The organism is Enterococcus sp. R12, assembly GCF_058135755.1.
Map to the genome: position 1 here is coordinate 866553 of NZ_CM176874.1, position 16141 is coordinate 882693.

Genomic DNA, 16141 nt, shown 5'->3' on the forward strand with positions numbered 1-16141 from the left:
TTTTTATTTGTGGAAAAAGTTTAGTGACTAGGGGCAAGAAAAAGCAAATTGTTTTTTAAAGCGAGAAATACCTACTCAGCGAGGGCTCTGATTTCTGATAGCTGAACAGACTAAGGCATCGATTCGGTTCGAAAATCCCAAGATTTTTTAGAAAGCGGCAACAATAATCATTTCTTTTCATGGTATACTAAAAAAAATTTGAAGAAGGTGATTTTGTGCAGCTGGTAAACCCTTGGGAAAATATAAAGATAGAAAAACTAAATACTTCAGAGCTCTATTATTTTGATAATGATATTCATCTGCTGTTCGTTCTGATCGGCGATGTTTCGATTCAAGACAGTGATCAGCTATTTGTTTTGCAAAAAGACGATTTTTTAGTTGTTCCTAAAGGAGAAAAAATTTTGATCCAGAACAACAATGCGGAAGTGTTCACACTGACTTTGTCTTATGATTTTCCCATGAACACAAAGGATACTGATATTGAGTATATCTTCCAAGGCAACTCTATTGAAAAGCAAAGTACTGTTAACAATGAGATTCGTAAATACATTCATCGCTTGTTGCAATTATTTGTTTATAAAGAATATAACCAGAATGCGTTTGCCTTTCAAAATTATTTTGCGCTGATCGGAAATCTGGAAAAGCATTTTCGAAAAAAAGAGACCATGGACCGTAAAAAAAGTACAACGAAAAAAATTGAAGAAATCAAGTTTTACATCGACAATAATTTTCAAAAGGATATCAAATTAGCGGATATCGCCAATAATCTGTACTTGTCTGAACAATATATTTCTCGAGTCTTTTCTAAAGAAGTTGGGCTTTCGATCAGTGATTATTTAGTGCAGAAACGTCTGGAAAAAGTCAGAAATGAACTGCTTCATACGGAAAAATCGGTGATTGAAATTGCTTATGATGCCGGTTTTTCCAATATCAATTCTTTCAATCGAATATTTAAAAAGTATCAAGGCCTGACGCCGACTGATTATCGGAAAGAAGTAAAGCAATCAATCGTTGTCTTATCGAATCCTGTGGAAGAGGAGGAGACAGATCTGGCGGATTTAAAGAAGCTGATCGATACGACAACTTCCCATGAAGGAACCGACACTTATGCCATCCAAATCAGCAATGAGAAAAGTTTTGAAAGCTATGCACCGACTTTTTTGATAAATTTAGGGTTTGCACAGGACTTGTTAAGAAAGGATTTTCATGTAGCGCTAGCACGTGTGAAGAAAGATGGACCATTTACTTACGGACGGATTTGGGGTCTATTGTCGCCGGAAATTATCGGTTGTGACCCAGATCAGCTGGACTTTTCGCAGACAGACCAAATCCTTGATGCGATCCTTGATGCTGATTTAATTCCATTTCTGGAACTTGGCTTTAAAGGGAAAACAATCTACAAAGATTACACTTCGATTTTGGCGAATCAAGTTTTCAGTAAAAACAGCCTTCACTTAGAAGCGTACCTAAAAACCATTGCTCTGTTTTTTAAGCACTGCATCAGCCGCTATGGTCGGATCGCAGTTGAAAAATGGCAGGTCGAGGTATGGAAACCGCATCCCATCGTCCTACAAGCAATCCAAGCTCCATTTCTTGGTGAAGTCTTTTATGATGATACGCGGTTAAAAATTACGCGAGCCAAGGACTTCTATTGCTTTTTTACCAAGATAAGTGAGCAAATCAAGAAAATCCTTCCGAACATGAAGGTGGGTGGTTGCGGCATTAGTGTCGATATCAAAAATAGTGACGAAAATTTCCCTACATTTATCGAGTTATGGCTAGAACAAAAACAGCAACCGGACTTCTTTAGTCTAGCGGTTTATCCGATGGATGAGATCAAAAGTGATTTTACTGAACAAAGAAGAAGTAATCCAATATCACCGGATATGTACTTTATGTCGCGCCACGTAAAAGCCGTCAAAAAGATATTTAATCGCCTTCAAGCTGATATCCCGATTTATATCACTGAGTTTAATGTTACGATCGCAAATCGAGATCTGATCAATGATACAGCTTATAAAGGCAGTTATATCATTAAAAATGCGATAGAAGTCAGTCCGTACTGTAAAGTGATCGGCTATTGGCTGCTTTCAGATACCTCAGCTGTTGCTGTTGATTGCCAGGAGAAGGAAGTATTTGGCGGGGCAGGTCTCCTAACCCGTCATGCGATTCCGAAAATCGGTTACTATGCGTTCTTATTTTTAGCGAAAATGACAGGGCGAACCCTCTACTATAATGAAGAACTGCTCGTTACAATGCCTGATCCGTATACAATCAATATTCTGGCGATCAGTTATGCCCATTTAAATTCAGCATACTATTACAATTCTCAAGGAACCTTCCGCAAAGAAAATGTCTATGCAGTTTTCAATAATATGCCAGATAAAAAATTTCGCGTGACGATTGATTTGCCGGAGATTAACAAAAGGCAACAAGCCAAAATCACTACGCAGCAGATTGGCTTAAAAAACGGGACTCACTTAGAAGAAATGGCAAAAATTGCGATTGAGACTCTTAGTACAAGAGAAGAAGAGGCGTATTTACAAGCGCAAAGTCTGCCAAAAATGTGGATCGAACATTTGCCGCTAGGGGAACAGCTGACGATCGAATTTGCGATGGAAACCCATGATTTGCTTTTTAAACGTATTGTAATCGAAGAATAATAAGTAAAACAAACAGGAAAGTATCACACTTTCCTGTTTGTTTTATTTGCGAAACATAGTAGTGTCATACACATACAAGAGATAAGGAGAAACCTGCGAAGTAACCACAAGGAGAACTTGATATGATTCAATTGTAATCGATTACAAGATTTTTAGATTATAGAAGTAAGCAGATGTGATGACAGAAAACGAGGCGAGTGAAGATGGAAATTTATTTTGTTCGACATGGTGAAACGTATTTGAATAAATACGATCGTATGCAAGGATGGGCGGATACCCCGCTGACACATCAGGGGAGAATAAGTGCTGAAAAATGCGGAGCTTATTTGGCTTCTAAAGGAATCAGCCAGATTGTTTCAAGTGATTTAGGCAGAACGATTGAAACCAGCAAAATCATTAGAACTCAGTTAAACATAACAAAGGAGCTCTATCTCATGCCAGAGTTCCGCGAAACATTTTTCGGTTATTTTGAAGGTGAATTGAACCAAAACGTTTGGCCCAAAGTTGCAAAGTCAAAAGGCTTTGAGACCGTCAACGAGTTTTATGCAAATTTAAAAATCAACGAAGTGATGAATGCTTTTCATGAAGCTGATCCGCAAAAAGACGCAGAGGATTACGAAACTTTTATCACTCGAATCAAAGCTGGGTTGGAAAAACTCGAAAATACGTTTTCTTCTGACAGCAAGATTTTAGTCGTGACTCACGGCAATACGATTCGAAATCTCGCCTATTTAATTGATCCGCAGATAGATTGTGCGGAAGTTGTCTTGAATGCAGCAATCACAAAGATAGCACTGACAAAGCATGAAAAAAAACTGCTCTTTTATAACCAGAGCGTGAATTTATAAGTATAGTTTTATCGAGAACGAGAAAAGACGATCACAATGGGAAGGAATTTGTAGTACGTATTATGCAGACACTAAAGCGATGAGTGACTCATAAATTTAAAGTAAGTCATCGAAGAGTGGGTTAAATTAGAGAAACGAATGGGGAGGTTTCAAAAATGAATTTTATAAATAAGCTTGAAAAGCTGCAAATAGCGGCAGAAGGAATGTCGAATAATTGTTATTTCAAGGCAGTCAGTAAAGGGATGGTCATGACAATTCCTTTCAGTATCACAGGATCGATGCTGACTTTGTTGGCAAATATACCTTTTGATGGTTACCAAAATTTTGTTGATGCGAATGGGTTAAGAACATTGTTGCTGCTTCCAGGAATGTTTACTAGCAATATCATGGGGGTCATTGTGGTGTACTTTATTGCCTTCAATTTGGCAAAATCGTTTAAACTTGACGGAATGGTTCCCGGTTTCTTAGCAATCGTTTCATTCTTGTTACTGACCCCTTTAGCAACGATTGATCAAGAAGTACGCGGAGCCATGCAACCAGTCGATTTTATTAGCTTTGATTTTATCGGTTCCAGAGGGATGTTTGTAGGAATCATTGTCGGCTTAGTCGTAGCAAAGTTATACAGTTGGTTTATTGAAAATAATATTACCATCCGAATGCCAGAAAGTGTGCCGAGTTTTGTAGAAAAATCGTTTAGTTCCATCATCCCGTGTTTTTCGATCGCTTTATTGATGGCGGTTATTTCTTGGGGCTTTGCTTTCACAAGTTATGGTAGCGTTCACAATATGATTTATACAGTGGTTCAAGCGCCGATTCAATCGATTGGCGGGTCGGTTGCCGGTGTCTTAGTCGCCTATTCATTGATTGGCTTGTTCTGGTGGTTTGGTCTGCACGGCAAAGCGATTATTTTCGGAGTATATGCGCCGATCTTACAAGCGATGACGACCGAGAACATGATTGCAGCAGCAGCTGGTGAGGTACCGCCTAATGTGATTGATCTTGGTTTTACTTATGTCTTTTTGGAAATTGGCGGGGGAGCCTGTGTTTTAGGACTTGCGGTTTGTTTTATTCTTTTTGCTAAAAGCAGTCAGTACAAAAACATCGGTCGGATCACCAGTATTCCAACCTTCTTTAGCATCAATGAACCCATTACTTTTGGAACACCGGTTTGCTTGAATCCGATATTTCTTGTACCGACCCTGGTAACGCCGTTAGTGACTGGTTTAATTGGCTACTTCTCGATTGTCAGCGGATTGGTACCTAGACCGCAAGGGGTCCATCTTCCAACAGGGTTTCCAACTTTCTTTAATGCAATAGTGGTCGGTGGCTGGAAAATGATGCTAGCACAAGTCATTTGTGTCATTGTTGCCACTGCAATTTACTTCCCGTTTTTCAAAGCAGTCGACAATCTTGAATACAAGCGGGAGCAAGCAGAAGAAAAAGAACAAGCGGCAGAAAAAGCAGTCGATTTAGGTGCTGTCGTAACGGAATAAACATAAAGGAGCGAGTGAAAATGAAAAAAATCAACATTTTATTAGTCTGTAATGCGGGAATGAGTACTAGCCTTCTAATTGAAAAAATGGAGAAAGCCGGGGTAGCCAAGGGAATTGCCGCTACTGTTGATGCGCGACCAATCGAAGACATCAAAAGTTATCTTCCCGGCAAAGAGGTGATTCTGTTAGGTCCACAAGTTCGATTTAAGGAAAAACAGATTCGCGCAATGGTAGAAGATCAGATTCCGGTTTCGGTGATCGATATGTCTGCATACGGAACGATGAACGGAGAAAAAGTACTACAACAAGCAATAGGATTGGTATCGCAAGCACAGTAACCGAGTGTTAAGAAAAGAAAAAGCGAGTTGCGAATACAGGATTAGTAAAATCAACAATGTATCAGCTGGAGGCTACCCCAATTTTCGAAGACTCGTCAGTCACGTTGTTGCCAATCAAGCAATGCGAAAATTTGCGATAGACAGCAGGAAACCTTAAAAAACAGCACATAGAAGGGATTTATTCCTTCTGTGCAAAGGAGAGTCAACCGATGAATCAAGAACAGTTAGAAGCAGTGATGGGATTGATCATCCATAGCGGTAACGCAAAAAGTGACGCGATGGAAGCTATCAGTGCGGCAAAAAATAGCGACTTTAAGCAGGCGAAAGAACGGATGAAAAGCGCAGAAGCTGCGATTGTAGAAGCGCATCATGCCCAAACCACTATGCTGACAAATGAAGCCCAAGGAATCGCAGCAGAGATTACGCTGCTGACCATCCATAGTCAGGATCATCTGATGACAGCGATTGCGTTTTGTGATTTAGCGAAAGAAATCATTGCGATCCACCAACGGATCGAGCAAGACGAAGCATAGATGCTTAATCATTGCTCTTTGCGTGTTCTAAGGTATTTTGTGCAAAATCAACTTAATCTGTGTTTCCTAACGTACCGGACGTTCTTCAAATGAAGGATATGTCCGGTTTTTTTTATTGATAGGCCAACAGCGGTAATGCAGTATGAAAAGTATGGTGTTTTTTTGCTTTGGATCGAGATGAAGTTTTTTTTAGTTAAATTTGTGTGTGCAAATTTATTGAAATAAGGAAGTGGATTTTTTTGAAAACGGTTAATCTATAAATGTAAAACAAAACAAGGAGGAACCAACATGACAAAATTACGCTTTGGATTTATCGGATGCGGAGGAATTGCGAATACAAAACATTTTCCAGCACTAGCTAAGTTAGCTGACCAAGTAGAGCTGGTCGCCTTTTGTGACATTATCGAAGAACGAGCTGTTCAAGCGGCGGAAACCTATGGAATCGGTGGTGCTTTCGTTACGACAGACTATCAGGAATTGACCCAGCGCCCAGACATTGATGTGATTCACGTCTTGACACCGAATGTTTCACATGCGGAAATCACAGTGGCAGCGCTGGAGGCTGGCAAACACGTGATGTGTGAAAAGCCAATGGCTATCAATTATGAAGAGGCAAAAAAAATGTTGGAAGCAGCCAAAAGAACAGGTAAAAAATTAACGATCGGCTATCAAAATCGCTTCCGTTCGGATTCATTAGCTACCCATGATGCCTGCGCCAAAGGGGAATTGGGAGACATTTATTTTGCTAAAGCTCATGCGGTAAGACGCAAAGGAGTACCAACCTGGGGTGTGTTTCCGGACAAAGAAAAACAAGGCGGCGGACCGCTGATTGATATCGGGACACACGCATTAGACCTTACTTTATGGTGCATGGATAATTACAAACCAAAAATGGTCTTAGGGTCAACCTATCAAAAACTAAAGGATAATCCAATGGCGAATATGTTTGGTCCTTGGGATCCTGAAACATTTGAAACCGAAGATTCAGCGTTCGGTTTAATCAAAATGGAAAATGGTGCCACGATCTTTTTAGAAGCTGCTTGGGCCTTAAATATGGTGAATCCGAAAGAAGCACAAGTTACCTTATGCGGAGATAAGGCAGGTGCGGAAATGTTTGGCAAAGCCTTTCTTGATCAGGGCTACGTCGTTTTCAATAAAGCCGATCATAATCAATTAGAGCAAACACAACCTTCTGATGCTGGCGGTGTCTTCGGTTTTGAAGGGGCTTCGTTGGAACAAAGAGATGCGGAAGCGAAACAATGGGTCGAAGCAATCTTAAATGACACTGAGCCGTTGGTAAAACCGGAGCAGGCAATCGTTGTGACACAGATTTTAGAAGCAATTTATCAATCAGCAGAAACCGGGCAAGTCGTGGAATTATAGAAGAGGGGAATAGACGATGTTAAAATTTGGAATCATCGGTTTTGGTTTTATGGGCCAGACCCACGCAAAGACGATCGAGACATTGGACTATGCAGAACTGCTTGCAGTATGCGATACCAATGCACTGCAGTTTAAAGAAGCAAGCGATCCTATTTTAACCTTTTTAAAAGCAGATGAGTTGTTGGCTGTCCCTGAAATCAACACAGTCATTATCGCAGTTCCGAATCACCTGCATTTAGAAATGGTCAAAAAAGCAGCCGAAGCCGGTAAAGACATTATTTGCGAAAAACCAGCTGCTATGAATGCCGCAGAATTTTCCGAGATGATGCAGATCACTCAAGCTGCCAATGTCCGCTTTACGATTCATCATCAACGTCGCTGGGACAAAGATTTCTGTATTGCCAAGGAAATTTACCAAAGCCAGACGTTAGGAAGAATCTTTACGGTCAAAAACAGTCTCTATGGGTTTAATGGCAACATGCATGATTGGCATATTTATCCAGAATTTGGTGGTGGCATGCTTTATGATTGGGGCGTTCATTTGATCGATCAAATGTTGACGATGCTCTCACCGAGTCGGTTAACATCTGTTTACGCCGATGTGCAAAACGTCATTAATAAGAATGTTGATGATTATTTTTCGATTATGCTTCGCTTTGACAATGGAGTGACCGGGCAAGTCGAGCTAGGCACCTATATGCTGAGTGAGAAAGAGCATTGGTTTGAGCGCCACTGGTTTATTGGTGGGAACAAAGGAAGTGCGGTTATCGATGGGTTTGATCCGCAAGGTACGATCACTCGTACTTCTGAGCTGCTGCAAAGTGTTAGTGGCAAAGTAACCATGACCCCAGCAGGTCCGACCCGTTCATTTGGCCCACCGCCGGAAGGCCGAATCATCAGCGAACCGCTGCCAAAGGTTCATGTGAATCATGAAATGTTTTTTGATAATTATTATCGCTTTGTCCAAGGAGAAGAAGAGTTGGCTGTTAAACCAAATCAAATCTTTTTCTTGATGAAAGTACTGGATGCTATTCGCGTATCTGCCGAAACGAAGCAGGCAGTTGCGCTGGCCTAGTCGCTTGGTCGTTTTATCAGACAAATTTCAGACAGTAGCTACAGAAGGAAAATAATTGAAACGAGAAAAACCCACTTGAACAGGTGGAAAAAAGAAGGAGCAGATAAGGATGAAACTTGGTGTTGTAAGTGCCATATTTGATCAAAGCAATTTTGAAGAAATGATCGATATCGTTGCTGCTAACGGCTTGGAGTGCGTGGAAGTCGCTTGCTGGCCGCAAGGAAAAGCCCAAAGGCGTTATGCAGGGGTATCGCATATCGATACGAAACAGTTGACGGATGAACGCATTCGAGAAATCCAACACTATTGCCAAATAAAGGGAGTGGAAATTTCTGCATTGGCGTATTATCCCAATCCTTTAGACGAAAACCTGAATAAAAGGCAAGAAGCGATTGACCATTTGTATACGCTGATTGATGCGTCCAAACGCATGGGAATCAATCTTGTCACAACGTTTTTAGGAAGAATGCCAACGAAAAATATCCGAGAGAACCTTGAGGAAGTGGTCAATGTCTGGCAACCGATTCTTGCTTATGCCGAAAAGCAGAAAGTGAGAATCGCCATCGAAAATTGTCCGATGCTTTTTACAGAAGATGAATGGCCGGGAGGACAAAATCTGATGACCACACCAACGATTTGGCGTCAGGTTTTTCAGCTGCTCGACAGCGAATACCTTGGTCTAAACTATGATCCATCCCATTTTGTTTGGCAGCAGATCGATTATATTCAACCTTTATATGAATTTAAGGAAAAGATTTTTCATGTTCATTATAAGGACATCAAGGTGTATCAGGAAAAGCTAAACGATGTTGGTACGATGGCTGTGCCTCTGAGTTATATGAGTCCTAAATTACCTGGTCTCGGCGATGTGGATTGGGGCAAGTACGTCTCGGCATTAACAGATATCGGCTTTGACGGATACAGCTGTATTGAGATCGAGGACAAAGCCTTTGAGAATAGTTATGAGGCCGTCAAGAAATCAGTTGCCCTAAGTACCCATTACTTGCGAAATTTTGTTTAGGAGAAGCTGCTATGGAAAACTATTATCTTGGCATTGATTTAGGCGGTACTACGACTAAATTCGGGTTGGTCACCACCGAAGGCAGATTGAAAAAAGAATGGTGGATTCCGACAGACTGTCGTCAGAACGGAACACGGATCATTCCTGACTGTCTGGCAAGTATTCAAAAAGAGCTGGCATCAGAACTGAAGCAAAAATGGATTTTAGGTATCGGGATGGGCTGTCCTGGCGCCGTTGACCGGGTCCATGGAACGGTCAGTAATGCCTTTAACCTAGGATGGACGCATGCGCAACCGATTCGTGCGGCCTTTGAACAAAGTTTGTGTCTGCCTTTCTTTCTTGAAAATGATGCCAACGCGGCGGCTTTAGGAGAGAAATGGCAGGGGTCTGGGGATGGCGAAAAGGATGTAGTTTTTTTGACACTAGGAACTGGAGTCGGTGGAGGTGTCATTTTGAACGATCAACTAGTTACCGGAGTCGGGGGTGCCGGTGGTGAGATCGGACATTTTCCTGTGACAAATCCTCATTCGTTTGATTGTTCGTGCGGTAACAGCAGTTGTTTAGAGACGTTAGTCAGTGCTACCGGTATCGTCAAGTTAGCAGAAAGTTATCGGCTTACCACTGCGACTACGTTGAATGATTGCCCTAAATTGACCAGTGCAATCATCTTTGCTGAAGCCGAGAAAGGGGATTTGCTTGCATTAAAAGTGGTGAATGAAGCTGCCAACTATTTGGGACAAGCCTGTAGTATGATTGCCAATCTGCTAAATCCCCATTCGATCATCATTGGCGGCGGGGTAGCAGAAGCTAAGGACTTTTTAATGGACCGTGTTCGTGCACGATTCGAACAAGGGAATTTCCCAGCAGTTCGCAAGACAACGAAACTCAAAAGGGCATCATTAGGTAAAGATGCTGGTATCTTCGGCGCAGCTTATTTAGTCAAAATCAGAAACACTGCTGGCTGAAAGAATAAGACAATAATAAAAATAGTAAAGGAGAAGTTAGTATGGGAATAAAATCAGGTGTAAGCTTATACAGCTTGCAAGACGAATATATGAACAAACGAATGACCCTTGCAGAAATCATCGCATTTTTAGATGAACATGACGTTGAGGGGTTTGAAATCTTACCGGATCAAATGCTCCATAACACACCTCATCCAAGTAAAGAAACGCTGGCTGATTGGGATCGCATCATGAGTAAAGCACAGGTCAAGCCGGTTTGCGCAGATGTCTTTCTTAATACAAATTTGTATAACAATCGTGAGTTGACGCAAAAAGAATGCCTGGATCTTTTAATCGATGAAATCAAGCTTGCCTCTCGCTTAGGCTTCAAACTCATTCGACTGGTCTCGATGGTTCCAAGTTTTGTGATTGAACCGTTGCTACCGTATGCGGAAAAGTATGATGTGGCTTTCGCGCTGGAGATCCACGCGGGGATGAGCTTTGATATTCCCGAAACAAAAGCATTTATCGATGAAATGAAACGAGTCAATTCACCCTATTGCGGTTTGGTGATTGATACCGGTATTTTCTGTGATCGAATTCCCCGTGTCTTTAATGAATTCAATAAGCAAGTTTTGGGAGTCAATCCAGCTATTATCGACTATTTCAATGCCTTTTTTGATCAAGGATTGGATGGCTCGCAAGCCTTTGATGAAGCTCACCAATTAAAACCAGAATTGGCTGCGATGGCTGAACCAAAAGACATGCCTTACATTATGTTGGCTGACGGTTATGAGAATACACCTCTCTCAGTTTTAGAGGACGTTTTTCCGTATATCAAACATTTCCATTTTAAACTGTGGGAAATGACAGACGAAGGAGAAGAGTATTCCATCGATTATCGTAAGATTTTGACTTACTTGCATGAACATGGCTACGATGGTTATGTGGCGACAGAATATGAAGGCAACCGTTGGATTTTGCCAGGGCACCCAATGGTCGAAAAAGAACAAGTGATTGCCCATCAGAAATTGATTAAGTCGATAATCACTGAATTGGAAGGGGCGACGAGCAATGTTTGATAACAATGTGTTTATTAAAGGATCTTGCAAAAATAAAGTCGTTGAAGGAGAGACGGCTGGGTTTGAATTACAGACGCACATCACGTATTATCGTGGTGTTCCTTTATCAATGGTCAATGATATTCGCGTCACTGTAGACGGTGAAGAAGTAGCAAGAGAAGCTATTCGTTGCAGTGTTGACCAAAAAGATTGGTTCACACTAGATGAGATGACGACGGTTACCACCTATAAGTGGGAGTATGGCGAGCCTTTATACATTTATGCTCAGCAAGCAGGCGGTTTACCCGTAGGTACTCATGAAGTAGAATTAGCTGTGGTGACTCGTACAGCTTACATCCCGATTCCGATTGAAGGGATCTGTAAGAGAGAAGTAGTTGTTTAAGTAAAAAGAGATAGCGGAACCAACTGGTTCTGCTATCTCTTTTTCTACTCTTTCTTCGCAACAGCAATGAAAAAGCAGCAGGTGTGAGAACAGGATATCCCTTTCAAATGATTGTTCCTGTTAGTTGGCTATTTTTCATAGGCTAGAGACTTGCTAGCGCTCTATATAATTTTTAGTTAACGAAAGATTTGTTACAACCGTTCCCAAAATCCCTGCGCAAAACCAGTAATAAATTCGTAGAGAGCCGGCAGTATCACCGAAATACATAAAACGACAAAGACCATTTTCTGAACAGCAGTTAATTGTTTGAGGAAATGTTTTTTTGTGAACAATAAATACGCGATACAGGTAACGGCAAGCAGCTGCAATAGATCAAATAAAATGGACAAGAAAATCACCTTTTCTGATTAGATTGAATGGACGATAGAATGATGGATTCTCTCAACATAGAGCAAAGAGTTGAATGATATGGTTCTGAGAAAACGTGAAGATCAACGTTTATAAAGAAACGGTATTTCGACTCCAAAGAATGCGAAGATCCCGCTTAAAAGAAAGTAAGTCAATAAGCCTAGATAAAAAAGGACTTTCCAATTCAATTTCTTTTTCATTCGATCCACTCCTTTTGTGTATCATAGCATAAAAAAACGATAATATAAATAAATAATCTAAAGATGCAAATTTGCATTTTTCAGCAAGTGTAAGCTCTCTCAAGCTACATTTTCGCTATCTTGAAAAACCTGAGCTAAAATAGAAAGAGGAACAAAATCATGGCTCACTTTGATTTTTAAATGAACAACGAGTCGAAAGAAGGAGACATTTCTTTGAAAAAACCATGGATAAAACGCAAAAAGAAGCAAAACGAAAATGAATTATTAACGGAACAGTCCGTTCAAGTCGAGCAAAGTCAAATGGGAGAAGAGTTGCAAGAAGAAGCGGAGTTTACTTCTTTTTTTGCGGATGTCATGAAGCGAATGCCGAAAAAATCGGCTGCCCTGGTGATGAAAGGCTATGACGGATCAAAAGCCCAGGCGGAAAAAGTGTTAGCGAAAAGCAAGGATCAATTTGATCAGGTGTTTGAGGAGTTTTTGGTTGGCGTAGATGATGAAACGCGGAAAAAAGCCCACCGCACGATCCATGCGGCTTCTTTGACGGCGGCGATCATCGGCTGTTCACCGATTCCCTTTTCAGATGCAGTGTTACTTGTGCCAGTTCAAATGACGATGATGGCCCGTTTGTATCGTATTTTTGGGCGAACATGGCGTGAAGGGTTAGCGAAAAGTATTTCGAAAGAGCTAGTCGTTGTGAGTTTTGGTCGCAGTGCCGTTGGCAATATCTTGAAATTTGTTCCAGCAGTTGGCACCGTTGCTGGAGCTGCAATCAATGCCAGTGTGGCTAGTGGTATCACCGAAGCATTAGGCTGGGTGACTGTCAAGATGCTGAATGATGGGGAAGATGTGTTTGAGCAAGTGATGTCCTTTAAAGGCCAATTTCACACGCTGTTCAATGCGTTGAAAGTTGGCAAGAAATCTAAGTGAGACAAACAGAAGAAGAACGAAGCAGGTCCAGACGACTTGCTTTTGTTGCTTCTTTTTCTTCACAGCAAATAAAAAATATTTTTTAAGGAGTGAGTAAAATGAAACAACGAGTGACACGGGAAGAAGTCAAAGAACGGTTGGTCACCGATGCGTATTTTCAAAAAGGTCGTTCCGCTTTAAAGACCCGCCAAACGATTTTGACGATTCTTGCTTGGCTGATGGTCTTGGTTCCCTTTGTCTGGCTGGCCATTCCATTGACGCTGCCGAATCTGGCGGATCGGATCGCCTTTCGGACCTATTTAGAAGAAGCTGTCACTTTCGAATTTCTAGCGTTATTTTTAGGCATTTCTTTTTTGATTTTAGTTCTTACGTTTACTTTATTAACTTTGAGGAACAACCGCCGCTTCAAACGATTGCTGCAAAAGCAATCGATGCATGATGAAGCTGACTTGGAAAAACGCAAAGAGTTGCTAGAAGCATTTTACGAAGAACGCTTCGGGACGAAAGAAGAACGCCACGGGGCAAAATACTACGCGGTTGCACCGGAGCAAAACATCGGAGAAAGAGAGATCCAAGAACTTTTCCGTAGAAATGGGGTGGGCTGATGGTTGTCAATTTTGATACTGGGTTCCCGTGGTTGGACACATTTTTAACAGTCGTTTTAATGATTCTGTTCACGTATCCGATTTTAGGTGGCTTTGCTTGGTTCATCGGGGTGATCTGCAATCGTTTTTTGTTCCGTTATCGACAATTAGAGTGGATACCGATCCCCGAAGAGATCGAGCCGATGATCACGATTATGGTACCAGCTCACAATGAAGAAATCGTTATTGAAGACACGATTCATTATTTAATGAACAATCTGAACTACAGCAATTATGAGGTGTTGGTGACTGATGATGGCTCAACGGATAAAACCCCTGTGATATTAGACCGATTGATGGAACAGTACCCAAATCTAAGAGTGTTGCGCATTGAAAAAAACCAAGGAAAAGCCCATGCCTTTAATATTGGGGTAGGGTTTGCCAAAGGGGAATTGATCTTGAGCAACGACGCAGATACGGTTCCTGAACCTGATGCGTTATGGAAATATGTCAATTATTTCATCCGTCAAGACTCCATCAATATTTCTGCCATTACGGCGAATATGGACGTTCAAAACCGCACAACGATCGTAGGAAAATCACAAACCGTTGAATTTTCAAGTATCGTAGGAATTATCAAACGGACCCAGCAAGCCGTTTTTGGCGTCATCTATGCCTATAGCGGTGCCAATACGATGTATCGACGCGCGGCATTGATGGACGTGGGACTGTTTCGACAAAATCGAGCAACAGAAGACATCAGTATTGCCTGGGACCACCAATTCCGAGGTTGGCTGTCTTTATTTGCTTCACGAGTGATGTTTTTCATGGAGGTGCCAGAAACACTCAAGATGCTCTACCGACAACGGAAACGCTGGGCGAAGGGCGGTACAGAAGTATGGCTGACCAACTTTAAAAAGGTCTTTTTGCATCCTTTTGAAAACATTGGTCGAACCGCTATGTTTGTCGATCAAACATTAAGTATCATCTGGTCATTCTTTTTCTGGCTTTCATCTGCCTTGTTTGTCTTCTATCTGATCTATTATGGTGCAACTGGGAATTACGAACGGATCTATCATATGTTTACGATGGCCTTTCTCTTCGTTTGTTTCGAGATGATTGCGGGGGTCATGCAGCTATTTACCAGCCTCTTGGCGGATGATAACCGCAGCAAGCTGAAGTATTTCCGTTTTGCCCCTTTTTACATGCTGTTTTACTGGATGATCAATGCCATAACGATCGTCACTACCTTTATTCCAGCCGTCAAGACCATCCTTGGCTACGGCAGCGGCGTTTGGGTCAGCCCTGAGCGAACGGCGAAAAAAACCGAAGAATCTTAATGAATTCACCTTCCCTGGATAATAAAAAAACAAGTCTGAGTTTTCTTCAGACTTGTTTTTTGCCATTAAGGTTCAGAAAGATAGTAAATCTCACGATTTTGGTATGGATAACGAGTTTGCGAAAATTCGAAAGGTCGTCCGTCGGAGAGACGAGCAACTTGTTCTAATTCTAAGATCGGATCATTGGGATCGACTTCTAAATATTTGATATCATAGGAATCCGCTTTGTCGGCACGGATTTTACGTATGGCGGGACCTATTTTGAGATGTAAGGAATCAGTGATATATCGATAGATCGAGTGTTCAAGGATCGCCATATCAATATCGGGAATGGTTTTGATGGGCATGATCGTGTACTCCAATTCAAAGGGTTCGTTATCAACATAGCGCAGTCGTACGATATCATAAACAGGTTCGTTTTCTCGCAAAGACAAGTAATCCATTTCGTTGGCTTCTGGAAAACGTACATTGAAACTAATGATTTTACTTTGCACTTTATGCCGTCCGCCATATCGGTTGACTAAACCGATATACTCATTGATCTGTCCTTGGTAGGTCGCTGAATTGACATAGGTGCCATGACCTCTTTTGGTAGAAATCAGGCCTTCTTGCTTCAATTGATTTAGCGCTTTTTGGATCGTCATTCGCGAGGTTTGAAATCGTTTGGCTAACGCCGTTTGTTCCGGTAGTTTTGATAAAGCTGGAAAAACTCCTTCATAAATATCCGTCCGCAACTGATCAACGATCTCTTTGTATTTTGTCATAGTCATCACTCCTTATGTAAAGAAATTCATGGACTTGAGTTTTGTTTGAAGGGGATAAAAACAAGGTATATCACTAAAGAATCCGCTGAAATTCACATGTATAGAAAAAGCTTTACATGTGTTTTTGAAAAATTTACATGCCTGTTTCGCCTAATT

General features: G+C 41.3%; 16 protein-coding genes. 14 read left to right on the forward strand and 2 right to left on the reverse strand.

The window, feature by feature from the left end:
* The first annotated feature begins 215 nt into the window (after nt 1-215).
* The 11 genes from ACTW1R_RS04080 (at nt 216) to ACTW1R_RS04130 (ending at nt 11762) form a co-directional block, all read left to right on the forward strand.
* Nucleotides 216-2663, forward strand: a complete 2448-nt coding sequence (locus tag ACTW1R_RS04080; protein WP_489927451.1) for a GH39 family glycosyl hydrolase — start codon at nt 216-218, stop codon at nt 2661-2663.
* 203 nt (nt 2664-2866) lie between these two features.
* Nucleotides 2867-3511 carry a histidine phosphatase family protein gene (locus ACTW1R_RS04085; RefSeq protein WP_086294712.1) on the forward strand — a complete coding sequence of 215 codons (645 nt, stop codon included), beginning with the start codon at nt 2867-2869 and terminating at the stop codon, nt 3509-3511.
* 155 nt (nt 3512-3666) lie between these two features.
* Nucleotides 3667-5004: a PTS sugar transporter subunit IIC gene (locus tag ACTW1R_RS04090; RefSeq protein ID WP_489927452.1), complete on the forward strand. Its 1338-nt coding sequence runs from the start codon at nt 3667-3669 to the stop codon at nt 5002-5004.
* A gap of 20 nt (nt 5005-5024) precedes the next feature.
* Nucleotides 5025-5342, forward strand: a complete 318-nt coding sequence (locus ACTW1R_RS04095; protein ID WP_489927453.1) for a PTS sugar transporter subunit IIB — start codon at nt 5025-5027, stop codon at nt 5340-5342.
* Between the two features lie 209 nt (nt 5343-5551).
* Nucleotides 5552-5875 carry a PTS lactose/cellobiose transporter subunit IIA gene (locus ACTW1R_RS04100; protein WP_153883423.1) on the forward strand — a complete coding sequence of 108 codons (324 nt, stop codon included), beginning with the start codon at nt 5552-5554 and terminating at the stop codon, nt 5873-5875.
* Nucleotides 5876-6163: 288 nt separating this feature from the next.
* Nucleotides 6164-7258, forward strand: a complete 1095-nt coding sequence (locus ACTW1R_RS04105; RefSeq protein ID WP_153883422.1) for a Gfo/Idh/MocA family protein — start codon at nt 6164-6166, stop codon at nt 7256-7258.
* Between the two features lie 16 nt (nt 7259-7274).
* Entirely contained in the window at nt 7275-8333 is a 1059-nt protein-coding gene (locus tag ACTW1R_RS04110; protein WP_275851807.1) for a Gfo/Idh/MocA family protein, read from the forward strand.
* 109 nt (nt 8334-8442) lie between these two features.
* The gene (locus tag ACTW1R_RS04115; RefSeq protein ID WP_311956606.1) at nt 8443-9354 is read left to right on the forward strand and encodes a sugar phosphate isomerase/epimerase family protein; all 912 of its coding nucleotides are present in this window, start codon (nt 8443-8445) and stop codon (nt 9352-9354) included.
* Nucleotides 9355-9365: 11 nt separating this feature from the next.
* The gene (locus ACTW1R_RS04120; RefSeq protein WP_489927454.1) at nt 9366-10319 is read left to right on the forward strand and encodes an ROK family glucokinase; all 954 of its coding nucleotides are present in this window, start codon (nt 9366-9368) and stop codon (nt 10317-10319) included.
* Nucleotides 10320-10360: 41 nt separating this feature from the next.
* A complete protein-coding gene (locus ACTW1R_RS04125) occupies nt 10361-11380 on the forward strand; it encodes a sugar phosphate isomerase/epimerase family protein (protein WP_325836417.1) in 1020 nt (339 codons plus the stop codon).
* A complete protein-coding gene (locus ACTW1R_RS04130; protein WP_489927455.1) occupies nt 11373-11762 on the forward strand; it encodes a C-glycoside deglycosidase beta subunit domain-containing protein in 390 nt (129 codons plus the stop codon). Before ACTW1R_RS04125 ends, ACTW1R_RS04130 begins: the two co-directional genes overlap by 8 nt.
* A gap of 191 nt (nt 11763-11953) precedes the next feature.
* On the opposite strand, the gene ACTW1R_RS04135 is transcribed toward ACTW1R_RS04130, so the two are convergent.
* Complete coding sequence (locus ACTW1R_RS04135) at nt 11954-12151, reverse strand: hypothetical protein (protein WP_489927456.1); 198 nt, start codon at nt 12149-12151, stop codon at nt 11954-11956.
* Nucleotides 12152-12550: 399 nt separating this feature from the next.
* Here ACTW1R_RS04135 and ACTW1R_RS04140 point away from each other — a divergent pair, with 399 nt between their 5' ends.
* The 3 genes from ACTW1R_RS04140 to ACTW1R_RS04150 all read left to right on the forward strand — a co-directional run bounded on the left by ACTW1R_RS04140 (nt 12551) and on the right by ACTW1R_RS04150 (nt 15221).
* Complete coding sequence (locus tag ACTW1R_RS04140) at nt 12551-13297, forward strand: YcjF family protein (RefSeq protein WP_034695380.1); 747 nt, start codon at nt 12551-12553, stop codon at nt 13295-13297.
* A gap of 98 nt (nt 13298-13395) precedes the next feature.
* Nucleotides 13396-13902 carry a hypothetical protein gene (locus tag ACTW1R_RS04145; RefSeq protein ID WP_156236992.1) on the forward strand — a complete coding sequence of 169 codons (507 nt, stop codon included), beginning with the start codon at nt 13396-13398 and terminating at the stop codon, nt 13900-13902.
* Nucleotides 13902-15221, forward strand: coding sequence for a glycosyltransferase family 2 protein (locus tag ACTW1R_RS04150; protein WP_034868331.1), 1320 nt, complete (start codon nt 13902-13904; stop codon nt 15219-15221). Before ACTW1R_RS04145 ends, ACTW1R_RS04150 begins: the two co-directional genes overlap by 1 nt.
* Before the next feature lie 65 nt (nt 15222-15286).
* On the opposite strand, the gene ACTW1R_RS04155 is transcribed toward ACTW1R_RS04150, so the two are convergent.
* On the reverse strand, nt 15287-15985 hold the full coding sequence (locus ACTW1R_RS04155) for a GntR family transcriptional regulator (protein ID WP_034858220.1): 699 nt from the start codon (nt 15983-15985) through the stop codon (nt 15287-15289).
* Nucleotides 15986-16141 lie beyond the last annotated feature (156 nt).

Excerpts from the sequence above, each read along its gene's own strand:
- ACTW1R_RS04100 (WP_153883423.1), top strand. The coding sequence starts at position 5,552 with ATGAATCAAGAACAGTTAGAAGCAGTGATGGGATTGATCATCCATAGC.
- ACTW1R_RS04095 (WP_489927453.1), top strand. The coding sequence starts at position 5,025 with ATGAAAAAAATCAACATTTTATTAGTCTGTAATGCGGGAATGAGTACT.
- ACTW1R_RS04115 (WP_311956606.1), top strand. The coding sequence starts at position 8,443 with ATGAAACTTGGTGTTGTAAGTGCCATATTTGATCAAAGCAATTTTGAA.
- ACTW1R_RS04090 (WP_489927452.1), top strand. The coding sequence starts at position 3,667 with ATGAATTTTATAAATAAGCTTGAAAAGCTGCAAATAGCGGCAGAAGGA.
- ACTW1R_RS04145 (WP_156236992.1), top strand. The coding sequence starts at position 13,396 with ATGAAACAACGAGTGACACGGGAAGAAGTCAAAGAACGGTTGGTCACC.
- ACTW1R_RS04110 (WP_275851807.1), top strand. The coding sequence starts at position 7,275 with ATGTTAAAATTTGGAATCATCGGTTTTGGTTTTATGGGCCAGACCCAC.
- ACTW1R_RS04150 (WP_034868331.1), top strand. The coding sequence starts at position 13,902 with ATGGTTGTCAATTTTGATACTGGGTTCCCGTGGTTGGACACATTTTTA.
- ACTW1R_RS04085 (WP_086294712.1), top strand. The coding sequence starts at position 2,867 with ATGGAAATTTATTTTGTTCGACATGGTGAAACGTATTTGAATAAATAC.
- ACTW1R_RS04125 (WP_325836417.1), top strand. The coding sequence starts at position 10,361 with ATGGGAATAAAATCAGGTGTAAGCTTATACAGCTTGCAAGACGAATAT.
- ACTW1R_RS04140 (WP_034695380.1), top strand. The coding sequence starts at position 12,551 with ATGAACAACGAGTCGAAAGAAGGAGACATTTCTTTGAAAAAACCATGG.
- ACTW1R_RS04130 (WP_489927455.1), top strand. The coding sequence starts at position 11,373 with ATGTTTGATAACAATGTGTTTATTAAAGGATCTTGCAAAAATAAAGTC.
- ACTW1R_RS04155 (WP_034858220.1), bottom strand. The coding sequence starts at position 15,985 with ATGACAAAATACAAAGAGATCGTTGATCAGTTGCGGACGGATATTTAT.
- ACTW1R_RS04105 (WP_153883422.1), top strand. The coding sequence starts at position 6,164 with ATGACAAAATTACGCTTTGGATTTATCGGATGCGGAGGAATTGCGAAT.
- ACTW1R_RS04120 (WP_489927454.1), top strand. The coding sequence starts at position 9,366 with ATGGAAAACTATTATCTTGGCATTGATTTAGGCGGTACTACGACTAAA.